16 protein-coding genes are annotated in these 14,725 nt (G+C 43.6%); 14 read left to right on the top strand and 2 right to left on the bottom strand.

The genetic code is table 11. The features are described 5' to 3' along the window. Nucleotides 1–125 precede the first annotated feature (125 nt). Nucleotides 126–1,055, bottom strand: coding sequence for an L-lactate dehydrogenase (locus ACTHPG_RS11710; protein WP_091029459.1), 930 nt, complete (start codon nucleotides 1,053–1,055; stop codon nucleotides 126–128). Between the two features lie 335 nt (nucleotides 1,056–1,390). On the opposite strand from ACTHPG_RS11710, the gene ACTHPG_RS11705 reads away from it, so the two are divergent. After that, complete coding sequence (locus tag ACTHPG_RS11705) at nucleotides 1,391–2,668, top strand: YCF48-related protein (RefSeq protein WP_440389503.1); 1,278 nt, start codon at nucleotides 1,391–1,393, stop codon at nucleotides 2,666–2,668. A 147-nt stretch (nucleotides 2,669–2,815) separates the two neighbouring features. After that, a complete protein-coding gene (locus tag ACTHPG_RS11700) occupies nucleotides 2,816–3,025 on the top strand; it encodes a hypothetical protein (RefSeq protein WP_091029464.1) in 210 nt (69 codons plus the stop codon). A gap of 66 nt (nucleotides 3,026–3,091) precedes the next feature. On the opposite strand, the gene ACTHPG_RS11695 is transcribed toward ACTHPG_RS11700, so the two are convergent. Further along, entirely contained in the window at nucleotides 3,092–3,937 is an 846-nt protein-coding gene (locus ACTHPG_RS11695; RefSeq protein ID WP_440389502.1) for an MBL fold metallo-hydrolase, read from the bottom strand. 252 nt (nucleotides 3,938–4,189) lie between these two features. Between ACTHPG_RS11695 and ACTHPG_RS11690 the strand changes: the two genes are divergently transcribed. From ACTHPG_RS11690 to gerQ, 12 genes are all read left to right on the top strand, one after another. Then, a complete protein-coding gene (locus tag ACTHPG_RS11690; protein ID WP_440389500.1) occupies nucleotides 4,190–4,708 on the top strand; it encodes a DUF3231 family protein in 519 nt (172 codons plus the stop codon). A 412-nt stretch (nucleotides 4,709–5,120) separates the two neighbouring features. Further along, nucleotides 5,121–6,914, top strand: coding sequence for a serine hydrolase domain-containing protein (locus ACTHPG_RS11685; RefSeq protein ID WP_440389499.1), 1,794 nt, complete (start codon nucleotides 5,121–5,123; stop codon nucleotides 6,912–6,914). 58 nt (nucleotides 6,915–6,972) lie between these two features. After that, entirely contained in the window at nucleotides 6,973–7,752 is a 780-nt protein-coding gene (locus ACTHPG_RS11680) for a phosphotransferase family protein (RefSeq protein WP_440389498.1), read from the top strand. Between the two features lie 58 nt (nucleotides 7,753–7,810). Beyond that, on the top strand, nucleotides 7,811–8,236 hold the full coding sequence (locus ACTHPG_RS11675; RefSeq protein ID WP_440389496.1) for an NUDIX hydrolase: 426 nt from the start codon (nucleotides 7,811–7,813) through the stop codon (nucleotides 8,234–8,236). Between the two features lie 131 nt (nucleotides 8,237–8,367). Beyond that, nucleotides 8,368–9,114, top strand: coding sequence for a class I SAM-dependent methyltransferase (locus ACTHPG_RS11670; RefSeq protein WP_440389495.1), 747 nt, complete (start codon nucleotides 8,368–8,370; stop codon nucleotides 9,112–9,114). Between the two features lie 29 nt (nucleotides 9,115–9,143). Continuing rightward, the gene (locus tag ACTHPG_RS11665) at nucleotides 9,144–9,638 is read left to right on the top strand and encodes an AAA family ATPase (RefSeq protein ID WP_440389494.1); all 495 of its coding nucleotides are present in this window, start codon (nucleotides 9,144–9,146) and stop codon (nucleotides 9,636–9,638) included. Between the two features lie 41 nt (nucleotides 9,639–9,679). Further along, nucleotides 9,680–10,273, top strand: a complete 594-nt coding sequence (locus tag ACTHPG_RS11660) for a C39 family peptidase (protein WP_440389493.1) — start codon at nucleotides 9,680–9,682, stop codon at nucleotides 10,271–10,273. A gap of 110 nt (nucleotides 10,274–10,383) precedes the next feature. After that, nucleotides 10,384–10,776: a DUF2500 domain-containing protein gene (locus ACTHPG_RS11655; protein ID WP_440389492.1), complete on the top strand. Its 393-nt coding sequence runs from the start codon at nucleotides 10,384–10,386 to the stop codon at nucleotides 10,774–10,776. Nucleotides 10,777–10,923: 147 nt separating this feature from the next. Further along, the gene (locus ACTHPG_RS11650; protein ID WP_440389490.1) at nucleotides 10,924–11,673 is read left to right on the top strand and encodes an SDR family NAD(P)-dependent oxidoreductase; all 750 of its coding nucleotides are present in this window, start codon (nucleotides 10,924–10,926) and stop codon (nucleotides 11,671–11,673) included. A gap of 204 nt (nucleotides 11,674–11,877) precedes the next feature. Further along, nucleotides 11,878–13,563, top strand: coding sequence for a hypothetical protein (locus ACTHPG_RS11645; protein ID WP_440389489.1), 1,686 nt, complete (start codon nucleotides 11,878–11,880; stop codon nucleotides 13,561–13,563). A 159-nt stretch (nucleotides 13,564–13,722) separates the two neighbouring features. Beyond that, nucleotides 13,723–14,145 (top strand): cell wall hydrolase, encoded by a 423-nt coding sequence (locus ACTHPG_RS11640; protein WP_440389488.1) that lies wholly within the window; start codon nucleotides 13,723–13,725, stop codon nucleotides 14,143–14,145. 76 nt (nucleotides 14,146–14,221) lie between these two features. Further along, on the top strand, nucleotides 14,222–14,683 hold the full coding sequence (gene gerQ / locus ACTHPG_RS11635; protein WP_440390229.1) for a spore coat protein GerQ: 462 nt from the start codon (nucleotides 14,222–14,224) through the stop codon (nucleotides 14,681–14,683). Nucleotides 14,684–14,725 lie beyond the last annotated feature (42 nt).

The raw sequence follows: 14,725 nt of genomic DNA, 5'->3' as shown, positions 1-14,725 counted from the left end.
GAACCATTTGAATGTCTCTCTGGAAGAAACAAATGGTCCTTTGGCATGTAACGCGTATTTTAATTCCTAACGCTTAATGTGCTGAATCGTTTATAACATAAAAGATTGCGTATGCTATGGCTGGATTACTCCAGGCCAGCAATTTGTTCTTTTAATTTGTTAGCAGATGCCTGGAAAGCCACTTTCTCAGTTTCATTCAACGGAAGCGGCAGAATCTCGCGTACACCGTTGCGATCCACAACGCATGGAACGCCCAGATAGACATCAGATACGCCATTGTAATCTTCAAGCAATGTGGACACGTTCAAAACGGAGCCCTCGTTACCGAGAATTGCAGCTACAATGCGGTCCAGAGCAAGGGCGATTGCATAGGAAGTTGCGCCTTTGGCATTAATAATCTCATACGCTGCATTTTTGGTGCGGTCGAAGATATCTTGCTGTGTCTCTTCATCCAGTTCCAGATCTGTTCCTGCAACGTTAGCCAGGCTCCATACGGGTACTTCGGAATCGCCATGCTCACCAATAATGTGGGCGTGAATACTACGTGGGTCGATCCCTTTATTTTTACCAATCAGGTAACGGAAACGTGCGCTATCGAGCAATGTACCTGAACCGATGACACGGGAAGCAGGCCATCCGCTTTGTTTCCAGGAAGTATAGGACAAAATATCTACAGGATTCGTTGCGATTAACAAAATACCATGAGAGTTCACTTCTGTAATACGCTCAATAATATCTTTGAAAATGCTTGCATTTTTCTTCAGCAGATCAATCCGGGTCTCGCCTGGTTTCTGGGAAGCACCTGCTGTAATTATAATGATATCTGCATCTTTGCAGTCGGAATAATCGCCAGCCCATACTTTCACGCCACCCGTAAACGGAAGACCGTGGTTCATATCCAGCATTTCGCCGGTTGCCTTATCATGATTCACATCCACAAATACCAACTCGGACGAACGCTGTCTCAACATGAGCGTGTATCCCGTTGTTGTTCCCACCGCACCCATGCCTACAATCACGACACGACTTGGTTTCAATGCTGCACTGTTTGTCATGTTCATATCCTCTCCTTTTGGGTTATACTCCCATCCATATTAAGGGATTACAGAATATAAAGCGAGTGTTGTCTATAAAATAGTTCACATTTCATGTCTTTTTACCAATTATTCCGTCGAAAAACAAATTAGGATGAAAATAATGGTACTAGATGTGCGACATACAGCCCAGAAAATCAACTGAAAAAAGGGGACGAGCCGGCCAAGAGCGGCCAATGAGCCTTTTACGCAAGGTTTGTGGTAGAATAGGAGCAGTGGATTCTGATGAATCGTAAATAAAATGCCATAGGACAGGCATGCGCGCCTGTATATTGGATGAGAGAGGTGGAACCCACTTGCGTTCGCAATGGATCAAAATCGCGCAGACAGTATTACTGTCTATAGGTATAGCAGCCTTATTGGCTGCATGCACCGACTCGGATCAACCTCCGGAAGCAGAACCTCCGCAGCAACAGGAGGACGCCGGGAATACAGGACAGACATTAACGGTTGTACCCCCTGTGAACAGTACAGAATCTGCAGATATGGCCAAGTACCAAATACAGACCCGTTTAACCGATTTTCAGTTGCTCAATGATAATGGGGGATTGGCGTGGGGTGTGACGCGGAATGCATTGCGCCTTTACTACACTCAGGATCAGGGAAAGACCTGGACGAACATATCACCCTCGGAAAATGTACAATTCCCGGCTAACCCTAAATATGGACAAAGCATTTATTTTGTAGATCGTACACATGGTTGGATTGTTCGTGAAGGCATGGGTGGGACAGATACCATGGTGCTTCGCACCAACAATGGGGGCGTAACCTGGAGTCTCTCTTCTCTGTCCAAGACGGATAAAGTGACTGCGATCTCATTTGTATCTCCTGAAAAAGGCTGGATTCTTACCACGGTAGATACCGCTATTGGTAAACAGGACAAGAAACTGTACTTCACCAAGGACGGTGGAATCACCTGGAATCGGATGTCATCCAGTGATGAAGATGGTAAACAGGAAGCAGAAGAGATTTCCAGACGTGGATACACCACAGGCATGACTTTCTCGGATCCGAAGCATGGTTTCCTGACAGCGATTGAGTTCGGTACACCGAAGTTGTATGTGACCTCAGACGGCGGAGAGAACTGGGATGCAGGACCATCTTTCTTTGATCGGAACAAATTCAATGGGTGTGGTAATTTCAGTATTAGCCCACCACAATTCTTTGGACGTGAAGCACAGTCAGCTTGGATGTCCATGTCCTGCGCTCAAGGCGAGAGCACGACATTTAATGGTTTTTTCACCACAGATGGCGGAAAGAGCTGGAAGGTGTCTAATTTTACTTTGAATAAACAAACGGGTGCGAATCGTAACCTTTCACCGGTATTTCTGAACGGATTAGAGGGTTGGGCGATGCAAAAGGGCATAACCTACCACACCAAGGATTCAGGCAAGACATGGAACGCTCTGCCCGCAAGCAGTGTACTGGAGAAAATTTTCGAAGACTATCCAGAGATTGTGAAGATTCAGATGGTTACCTCCAAGCTAGGATGGATATTGGTTGAAAATACGGATGCCAAAAGGTCGTTGTTACTGCAAACAGTGGACGGCGGTGAACACTGGAAAGTGCTTTAAAAGTAGTGTGTTCTTAATGTGAATAGAGAGTAGATCGGGGAGGAACCTGAAGGTTCCTTTTCTTTTTTATTTAGTTTGTGAAAAAAATCACAAATAAAAACACCTGAAGGTGATATATTTAACTCAACAAGAGAAGGAGTGATGAAGATGAGAACCAACGGTCAGACTCAATTCACGCAGGCGGACGAATTAACCAGATATATGCTTCAATTATGCTACACATGTGACGATGCCAATCGTTGTACAACAGAGGAAGCGGTGAAGGCTTGCATGGCAGAACACGCACAGGCAGACCAGCCTGAACCAGCTGAAGGTGGAGAAGTAACTCGCGGGTTTATGGATCTGATGTACGCTTAGTAATCAAGACTGATCAAAAAAAGGCTGTTATATCAACGTTTTGCCCCCAACCGGGGGCTTTTTTTATTAGTTTACGTACTTTCCATAATCCGGTACGGCAATGCGGTCAAATTCATCAACCAGTTTTCTCAGGTTTGTTGTCAGTAATTCACCAGACATCGGTAGTCCATGGCCAGTTACAGCAACGGATGGCTTTAAACTCTCAAGTTTAACAACAGATTGCTTTGCAGCTCCCCAATCTGTTGTTAAATAGCGAGGGGGACCACTGATCTCCAATTCCTGACTAAATACTTTATACATATACTCTTGTTTTACAGTAGCGAAGGCGTCTCCTGCGATTAACGCTCCGTCACTTTCCCTAAACAACGAAACATGACCAGGGGAATGTCCTGGGGTATGAATCCATTTAAATCCTGGCATATGGGGTACAGTTCCGTTCGGTGGTAACGTTTGTACATGACTTCCAAGATTTATTGGTTCATTGGGAAAAGTGGGGGACATCTTCGCAACCAAACCACCTTCAACCGTAGGGTCTGGTTCCGGGTAGTTTTTTAACCCTGTGAGGAAGGGGATCTCCAACGGATGTGCATAAACGGGAATTCCCCAGTGTTCGACAAGTTCGATTACCCCTCCGACATGATCAAAGTGTCCATGGGTCAAGATTACTGCCTTGGGGCGACTATTTGTACCAAAACGTTCCTCAATGACAGAAATTATTTCATTTGCTGACTTTGGCATTCCAGCATCTACTAAAACGAACTCATCAGATTTCAGGTTACCCACTAAACAGATATTTACAATTTGGGTCGTGTAGCAAAATAAATCAGGTCGTATTTCAGTCCCCACACCATTTCTCACTGAAGTTACAGGGATAAACTTGTAATCTGTCCCGTAGTTCATTTCTTCTTTCATTAGCTCATCCTCCTTAACGTTGTTAAATTAACTTGCTGTAGTATACCCAGAAGTTTAAAATTATCCGACTTCCGTACTCTCCACTGACGGTTAACAAACTATTAAAGGACAAAACTAGCGCATCTTACATGCATGTCGCTGTGAAAAAAATGAATCCATTATACCATCGGTATTTTTTTACTTATGAATATGTATCTCATGAACATGGAACTATACTTCTGGTGGTAAATCAAATTTGAAGGAGCTGTTTTGATGGGAATATTAAGTGGTAATCCAAAAAATGAACCTATGCATTACGGTGAAATCTTCAGCGTATGGCAATGTTCAACGGTCGCGAAGGGGGCTCTTTCCTTTTACCAAGCATTTTATAATCATGCAGGTGATAAAGATTTGAAAAAAATATTGGAGGCACTGATTGACCAAGCTAAACTTGAGATTAAAGAGTGTGATACTCTTCTCATTGATAACGGAATTGCTACAACGCCAGTTTTACCAGAAAGACCTCCAGTAAAACTGGAAGACATTCCTGTTGGTGCAAGGATCACAGATCCTGAGATAGCAGCAAGTATAGCTTCTGATACTTCTATGGGATTGGTCGCCTGCAGTCAAGTTATGGGCCAATCCATTAGAGAAGATATCGGAGCCTTATTCGCGAAATATCACGTTACTAAAACGGCTTTAGGCCTTCGTATTCTCCAAATGAGTAAAGAAAAAGGGTGGCTTATTCCCCCGCCTCTTCAAGTGAAAAGACCCGAAGCTGTGGAGGCTTAAAATTGACAAGAAACCCTGCTGACAATAAAAGTTGGCAGGGTTTCTTATTTTTTTTAAATAAATTATGATGCTGGATCCATAAGTAACCACACAGGCATCCTGCGCCTGACCATGAAATGTATGCGCTTCTAAATGTACTTCGCAAATCGTGCAGCATGGGTTATTATAGAAATAATTAAGGTGATTTACTCAAAATGTGGAATTGATTTAAGCCACCTTTATCGGGCGGTAAACTATCAACCTAAGTGAATGCAATGGCATAAGCAGGATTTTCCATTGAACAGTTCATTGAAGAATCTGATGCTGAGTTGATGTAATTACAAAATGAGTTTGCCAATAGAGTAAAGATGCTCCCTATAACCTTTGTCTTAAAAACACGAAAACTATAGGAGAGCGATAAGGGGAGTAGCTAATGGAAATTAATCGAAGACATCACGGTCTTATTAGAGTGATCGCTTGTATTTTGTCACTACTATTTATCATTATGACATGTGCGGTGCCAGTGCAAGCCGAAATTGGTAGTATGGATACAACCCCCTCTAGAATTGCGTTGTCTTCGCTAGAGGAAACGATAGATTCATATGTGGCCACGAATCAAAAGAAAACCGCTGCTGTTTCGGTTGTAGCTATCAAGAACGGTGAGACGATTGTGAATAAGGCCTACGGGTACGCAGATCTTGAGCAACAGAGAAAGGCAGACACCTCTACTGTATTTGAATGGGGTTCAACCTCTAAACTGTTAGTCTGGACGAGTGTTATGCAACTTGTCGAGAAGGGTAAGCTTGATTTGGATACCGATATTCAGGAATATTTGTCGGAAGGATTTCTTAAGAAGCTTGAATACGATGCTCCCATCACCCTAATGAACCTTATGCATCATAACGCAGGGTGGGAGGATAGATTGATCGATTTATGGTATTCATCCGAGAGTGATATTGTGGAATTAGGTGAAGCTTTACAAAAATTTGAGCCAAGGCAGATTGATAAACCTGGGAGTGTCGTTGCTTATTCCAACTATGGTACGGCTATGGCTGCTTACATCGTTGAAGTGCAAAGCGGACAACCCTTTTATAAATATGTAAATGAACATATATTTAAACCGCTGAATATGAAAGAAACTTCGATTCACCCGTCACAATATGATAATCTCAACGTCTTGAAAAGGAGAAATGAGATTCAAGGATACACTACGAATCTGAAGTTCATCCCTAAGAACAGAGCATACATAAGTTTGTACCCTGCTGCGGGGGCCATTGGCACTGCAGAAGATGCGGCTAAATTTCTCGCAGCCTTGATGCCGGTGAATCGTAGCAATTTATTATTCGCGAACAAGGACATGTTAGGCGAGATGCTTTCAACAAGTCTATATTACGATGGAACTTCCACTCCTCGTATTGCGCATGGCTTCTTTGAAGTAGAGTACTGGGTGCCTGCACTGGAACACGCTGGAAGTACGGCTGGATTTTCAAGTAGATTTGTTTTTGATCCGAAGTCTAATTTCGGGTTCGTGGTCATGACAAACCAGTCAAATGAAATGGCTTATAGTGTTGGACTTGTCCAGAAGGTGTTTGGAAGTAGTTTCAACACGAATTCGGTTACATCTGAAAGTGGGGGATATTATCTGCCTGCACGACGGGTCGTATCCGGTTTTACGAAGGCATATTCGATGTTAAGTCTGCAGAAGTATACAACATTTGATCTTAGTAATTTTGCAAATGTTGTTGAGCATAACGGGACTGTTGAGAAGGCCTCCATTTCTTATAATGACTTTTTACCCGTGTCCAACTTAACGATAAACTTGATCAAAGCATCTTTTATTGCTCTTGCAATAGCCGTCCTGCTCAACTTAAGAGCGATGATTGGCTATTTTATTCGGTTATCCCAATACAAATTAAAAAACTGGGAAAGACCCGGTACAGGATTTGATAAGTATCATGTTGGAATTAATATTGCCAGTCTGGCATTGATTTTAAATACGGTCCTATTGTTCATGCGCGCCTTAGGCTTTGCCCCCTATTCCTCATTACGCATACATCTCATTTTGAACATGGTTTATGTGATTCTAGCTGTGGCGTACCTTGTCTTGATGTTCTACAAACTGCGGAAGAGAAGTTACAGTAAAAAGCAAAAGGCGGTGTACATCATGTCTGGCGTATCTGCTTTCCTCTTTGCTTCTTTTATTCTGGGATGGGATTTGTACTTTTAGAAGGTATGCAACGTGCATTGAATCAGAAAATATACGAAATAGCAGGAAGGATGAAACCATGAATATAGAGGATCTCCCCACTGAAATCAAAGAACATATAGGTAAAGTTCAGAAAATCATTTTTCCTAGGCAAGGTCATACTTCGACTGTGGCTCTTCTGGATACGTGCGACCAAAAGTACATCATCAAGAAGACAGAAAATGATCTCTATAATGAATGGTTATCCGATGAATATCAGGTGCTTCAATCCCTTTATCACACGGGACTCCCCGTTCCAAAGGCACATCTATTTCATACTGAGGAGACATCGAGATGGCTTCTGATGGATTATATTGACGGAATAAGTTTAAGAGAATTTCTCTCTACGATGCCTGACCTTCAAAGTAAAGAAAAAGCGATTTTTAACTTTGGGCTTTATTTAAAGAAAATACATGAATGCTCTTGTCCTGTTGAATTATTGAATAATGACAGTCTCTGGTTAGATACAATGCTTAACAAAGCAGAATATAATCTAACTCACTTTGCGGTAGACGGCACAGCAGAACGACTTCAACAGTTGAAAGAAGCAAGGCCAAAACCAATAGACCACACTTTCATTCATGGAGATTTTACTATAGATAATGTGTTAGTTAATGATTGCAATATTGTTGGAGTTATTGACTGGGCAGGAGCGGCATATGGCGATCCAAGATATGATGTAGCATTAGCCATTAGACCGAAGCTTAATGCGTTTGATAATGAAAGAGATAGAGAAATATTTTATAACGGCTATGGAAAGTTCAGAATAACGGATGAAGAATACAATTATTTTGAAGACGGGATATATAACTTCTTTTAGTCTGGCAACAAATCATGCTCCAGATACATACCCAATCTCTTAAGAAGGAGTCGAATAAATGAGCCCTCCAAAACATATCTTATCTGCCGCTGCAATCGTAATAAACGAAAAAAATGAATTATTACTTATTAGAGGACCACGAAGAGGATGGGAAATGCCCGGTGGTCAAGTGGAAGAAGGAGAATCTCTAAGTCAGGCTGCGATCAGAGAAACCAAAGAGGAGTCCGGAATCGACATTGAGATCATTAAATTCTGCGGCATTTTTCAGAATATCGAAAATTCAATCTGTAACACATTATTTCTAGCAAGACCGATAGGTGGGGAATTAATGACATCATCGGAGAGTTTAGAGTCTGGTTTCTTTCCAATTGAAGAAGCGATTTTAAAAGTCGAATGGAAAAACTTCAGAGAAAGAATAGAGTATTGCTTGAACCCTGAGATGCAACCTTTTTGCATTGAGTTCAGTGACAAGAATAATATTTAATGTTTCCGGAAAGGAAGTTCAATCAATGAAACGAGTCGATGTAGTTTACTCACTATTAACCAATCCATCCAAATCTAAAGTGCTTGCAGTAAGAAATGTAGGGCGTTCAAGCTGGTCGAGGAGGCTATCAGATGAACAAACACGATGTCTATGAAACAAACAGCTTCTATTGGGATACAAAAGGGAATGAATTTTTGAGAGCGATCGTGCTTCCACATTATGGAGCATTTATCTCCGAAGAAAAACACCAACTTTTTGGTGATGTCTCAGAATTAAAGATGTTAGAGGTGGGCTGTGGAGATGGTCAATCCTTGCAGTATCATGGAGACCACCAGGCTGGTGAGCTATGGGGTATGGATATATCCCAGAAACAGATAGAAAAGACACAACAACACTTGAGGACACACGGTATTTCGGCAACATTGATATGTTCACCCATGGAAGAGGAATGTGGTATTCCTACGAATTATTTTGACGCTGTGTATTCGATTTATGCCATAGGTTGGACCACTGATCTTCAAGGTACTTTCAGCCGAATCGCTTCTTATTTAAAGAAAGATGGCATTTTTATTTTCAGCTGGTCTCATCCAATTCATAGATGTGTTGTTGAAGAAAACGATAGATTTGTTTTTAATAAGCGATATTCTGATGAATCGTGGTATGCGGTATCTCCTGATTTTGTTCAGGGTGAACTAACCTTGGCTGATCGTCAACTATCAACCTATGTCAATGCGTTAGCAAAAGCGGGATTTGTCATTGAACACATGATCGAGGAATCCGATGAGGATATTATGCAATTACATGATAATAGCGATAATCTCCTTAAAAGAGCGAAGGTGTTACCTGTAACCTTTGTGATCAAAGCGAGGAAACTTTAGAAGCGGACTTAGTTATTGGGGGAACTTATATGAACAAAATACCTTTATTTATAGTGACAGGCGCAAGTGGAACAGGAAAAACAACGATCTCTTCGCTTGTTCGCAAGCAGCTTCCCGAATTTGACGTCTTTGATATGGATATCATCGATAATGTGGATTGGCAGATTGCCAAAGAGAACTGGTTGAGGATTGCGTATAGCATATCGTTAAGTGGACGAGGGACCGTTTTGTGCGGAACGATGGTGCCGGAAAACATTGCATCCTCCGATTATATAGATCGATTTGATCGAATTTTATACATGAATTTGCATTGTGACGATGTTACTCGCGAGACGCGTTTAAGAGCTCGTGGGTGGGACGAGAACTTGATTGAAGACCACAAAAATTTTGCCAGCTGGTTACTCCAGAATTCGGAAACTGCTTTCGAACCGCCAATGCAAAAAATCGAAACGGCAGAACTTACAGCAGAGGAAGTAGCTGAACAGATTAAAGAATGGGTTCTAAAAAACTGGTGCGAGGAATGAACACCTAAAAGATATCCTACTGAAGCGAAGGAGGGCACGGATTGTTTCTCAATGTATTACTTTGGTTGATTATCCTCTGGGTGATCTCTATTTATTTCAGTTTTCCCAAGAAAGATCGCATGAACACCGTCAATGTGCCAAGTACATATTACATTCAATCCTCCAATCGACTGGATATGCAAAAGAATTATGAATGCGCTGCATTTTCCAGTGCGTTTGTGTTGAGACATTTCGGTTTGGAGGCTAATGGAACCAAGCTCTATGAGACCTATCCTCGAAAATTACTGGATGGAACGGTATCTCCCAAAGCGGTCGTTGTTTTTTTCAGGAAGCTAGGATATCGGGCAATGTACTTACGTGGGAATGTGAATACGTTGAAGAAGCAGATCAGCCAAGGGGTACCTGTTATTTTATTTGTCAGAGTACATCCCAAACAACGTTATTTGCATTTTGTTCCCGTTGTCGGTTATGATGAAACGCATTTTTATTTGGCAGAATCCTTGGATCACAAGATGAATTGTGATGAAGAATATTACAATCGAAAAATCAGCATAAGTGAACTCAACACGTTATGGAGTTCGTGGTTACCTTTTTGTCAAAACTCATATATTGTTGTACATCCAGTGCAGAATTAATTGCTCAAATATTTCATCGGGTTAACAAGTTCCGAGTCCGTCCGCATATACATTACAGGAGACGGGTCAAGACTCCGGCTGTCCTAAGTTGTATGAACGGAGGGAGAGACATGGGCATTGAATCATCCTGGATGTTTGATTTGTTTGGAACCGTCTTTCCGGTTGTATTTGTTCTGATTATAGGTATAGTCCTTCTGTCGATGGGAAAAGAGGTATGGAGGTGGGGACGAAACAACTCGGAGCCGCTGTTGACCGTGCCTTCACGAATTACCGGCAGACGGATGAAGATGAGCCAGTCGCAATCTGAACCAGGCAGTACAGCACGGACGTTATACTACGTCACCTTTGAAGTAGAGAGTGGAGATCGGCTCGAATTCAAAGTGAATGGCGAGGAGTATGGTTTGTGCGCTGAGGGGGACGAAGGACGGCTCTCATTCAAAGGAACGCGTTATGTGGGCTTCGAGCGATATAATCGCGTGTATTCCGAACGGCTACGTGGTTAAACCGAGCAGCTTGCGCCAGGATGGCGTAAGCTTTTTTTGATTATTTACTGGACAAGCGTTTCTTATTGGCCCTGACGTGTATTTATATAAGAAGAGGCATAATGAGATTAGGATCAATGGATCATTAATATAGAGGAGGCAATGGATATGTCATTTACAGATCAGGTCGTTGTTGTAACTGGTGCTGCTCAGGGAATCGGACGGAGTGTGGCTGAAGCCTATGCGCTCGCCGGAGCCAGAGTTGTACTTGCTGACAATAAGGAAGCAGAGGGGGCGGCAGCCGCAGCTTCCATTCGTAATGAAGGCGGAGAAGCCATCTTTGTTCAATGTGATGTCCGCAACGAGCAGGATATTACGGACCTTTTTCGTACGACCGTGGATGAATTTAAACAAATAGATGTACTTGTGAATAATGCAGGACTTGCCAAATGGAAATCACCCTATGAACTCACGCTGGAAGAATGGGACGATGTGCTCAATACCAATGTGAGAAGTTGCTTTTTGGCGAGTCGGGAAGCAGCGAAACATATGAAAAGCAATGAACACGGTGGTGCCATTATCAACATGGCTTCTACCCGTGCCCTGATGTCTGAGCCGGATACCGAAGCTTATGCCGCATCCAAAGGAGCGATTGTAGCTCTGACACATGCGCTGGCGGTCTCACTGGGCAAAGACCAAATTCGGGTCAATTGTATCAGTCCGGGATGGATTGAGACAGGAGACGTGGAAAAGTTGAAAAAGGAGGATCATGAACAGCATCCATCCGGTCGTGTGGGTGTTCCTTCGGATATCTCCCGTGCTTGTCTATATTTGTCTGATCCAAGCAATACCTTTGTCACAGGGACCAACCTCGTTATTGATGGAGGCATGACCCGAAAAATGATATATGAGGACTAGAACCGGGATTGAACCGGGCTAGCCTTACACTGTCCTCATTTAAGAGTAATAAGCCCAAGTTAAGCACTTGGGCTTATTTGTTTTTGATAACTCGATTGCTATAATAAATGTGATTTTACAACAGTAGGGGAATGGAGGGAGTATATGTTCGGGAAACAATCCCGGAAGGTATTTTGGCTGTTACTGCTGATCGGAGGGATGATAATGATAGGGAATGAGTCACCTGCTGAAGCTGACGGCGCAGACATACGGGCGGCCTGGGTATGGCAGGCGCAGTCTGTTAGCAACGGAGATGAGCTGATAGCCAATGCAGCTAAACATAAGATAAACAGACTGTACGTGAATGTAGACATGACGCTGTCCAAGGAGGTATACCAGACGTTTATAGCCAAAGCCAGCCGTGCGGGTATTGCGGTTGAAGCGCTGGGAGGCGATCCATCCTGGGCAATCCGTGGCCGTGAAGGTCCCATGCTCAGATTAGCCTCATGGGTCAATGACTACAATCAGGGGGCTGAGCCCAACGAGCAATTTGACGCCATACATCTGGATATCAAGCCCTATGTGTTACCAGCCTGGCAAGAAGATGCCAAGCCACTGGTACAATCCTGGGTAGCGAATATGAATCTGTTATTTGAGCAAGTGAGACAGGCAGGCGCAGTTGACGTGAATATGGATCTGCCATTTTGGCTGGATTCGTACACCGTTACAGGGAATAGAGTTTCTGAGGATGCAGATAACGAACCGTTGTCACGTTGGTTCATTGAACAAGTGGAACATGTCACTTTACTCGCTTACCGTGATAACGCACAAGGGAACAATGGAATCATACGTTTAATTGAACAGGAAATGAACTGGGCTGATGCCAGCAATGTGAGCGTGACTGTCGGGTTGAACACCAAACCGATGCCTGGGGAGGAATTTACGACATTTGCAGGTAAAGGTGCATCGCAGCTGGAAAGCGTTATGGAGGAAGTTGCTTCTGCATTCAGCAGCCATACTTCCTACGCTGGTTCTGCTGTACATGACATCGTATACTGGGGACAATTGGAGCCGTCAGAACTGCCATCACCGGAGATTCCAGCCAATCAGCCCGAGATTCGGGGGACATATATCTGGGAGGCCTCTCAGGTGACGAATGACGGGGGAGAGCACATACTAGAGTTTGCGAGAGCGCAAAATATTAACTGGTTGTATGTTCGGTTAGATCTGGATCAACCGTATTCGAGTTACCGCAGTTTTGTAAAACGGGCAAAAGCACAAGGCATTGAAATCCATGCGATGGGCGGACACCCGATCTGGGGCAAAAAGGAAAACCGTCCACGCATCCAGCGCTTGATTGATTATGTTAAAAACTATAATGCTGAATCCGAGCCGGATGAACGATTTGAAGGCATCCATCTGGATATTGAGCCTTACACTTTGCCGGAGTGGGAGAGCAATCGGGACACCCTGTTGACTGAATGGGCGGCCAACATTACATTTTTCCAGGAAGAAACGAAGAAGGACAGCGATCTTGAAACAAGTGCAGATCTTGCTGTATGGCTGGATAGCTTCGCGTTGCCAGGAAAGGATACTTCTGTGGCAGAGTTTATGATTCGTACACTTGACCATGTGTCTCTAATGGCTTTCCGTAACAGTGCCGAAGGTTCCAATGGGATTGCTGCTGTGGTGAGTCAGGAGATGGAGATTGCAGATCGTCTGGGCAAAAGGTTAATGATTTCGGTCGAAATGAAACAGAACCATGAAGGTCCTCATATTTCTTTCTATGAGAAAGGGGCAGCGGAGATGGAACTTCAGCTTGCCAAGCTTCCGGATCTGCTAGCCGAACATCAGGCTTACCAGGGCAACATCGTTCATGCTTATGATTATTGGATTGAAGCCAAGCCTTAAACCAGCGAGTATTATAAGAAACGAATTGCTTCGGGACTTCACCTTGGGTGGGGTTCCGGGCTTTTTTTATGGAAAAAAGATGGAATCGTGTCACCGAATGGGCTCCTGCACAATACGATGTACGGTGATGAACAGCTGAGATAAGGGAGGAAACAGACTATGGCTGTTATTAAAGCCAACTCAGAGGACGTCAGGCTGCTGGCTAGGCTGATGAGGGCGGAGGCTGAAGGTGACGGCGAACAAGGCATGCTGCTTGTAGGTAATGTAGGTGTGAACAGGGTGTTGGTGGATTGTTTGGACTTCAGAGATATTCGTGACATCAACCGCATGGTATTCCAGAACCCCGGAGGATTCGAGTCAACCCAGAAGGGTTACTTCTACCAACGGGCGAGACAATCCGAGATTCGTCTGGCACAGCGTGTCATTAATGGAGAGCGCATCTGGCCAGCGAGCAATGCATTATGGTTTTTCCGACCAGTGGGCGACTGTCCACCAACGTGGTATGACCAGCAGAATACAGGACGTTTCAAAGCACATTGTTTCTTCAGTCCGACAGGCGATGACTGTCCGGAAGTATATTAAACTTTAGGAGGAATCATTCATGATTAATCAGCCTTATCAACCAACGACTCAAACACTGGGTCAGCAAGCGAATTCCGTGTTGGGTCAACAAGCCAACTCTCAGGTTCAAGGTACATCTTACAAAATTGGGAACAGCATGCCTAGCATGTCACCAACGCCAGGGATGGTATCACCAAGCTCGACTAGTGTACCCCCACTCGTATCCAGTGGAAGCCCAATGACACCGACGGGTGCAGTGGTCACGACAACGGCTCCACAGTTTGAGCAATCGTACATTGAGAATATTTTGCGTCTGAATCTTGGCAAATTCGGTACGTTCTACATGACATATGAAGGCAACAAAGAATGGAATGCTCGCATATTCCAAGGTATTATTGAAGCAGCGGGCCGTGACCATATTATTATCAGCGACCCGAAGACAGGCAGACGGATCATGCTGTTGATGGTCAACTTCGACTATGCTACATTTGATGAGCCATTGTTGTATCAATATCCGGGCGTGGTAGGTAACTACCCACAAGCTCCAAGCAGATTTTAATTGGCACTTCACAACGATTTCAATGGATAGTTGACATGTCTA

Origin of the sequence: Paenibacillus sp. SAF-068 (assembly GCF_051967555.1) — a bacterium.
Taxonomy (GTDB): domain Bacteria; phylum Bacillota; class Bacilli; order Paenibacillales; family Paenibacillaceae; genus Paenibacillus.
The sequence above is the reverse complement of the archived record's forward strand: the minus strand, read 5'-3'. Positions and strand labels throughout refer to the sequence as shown.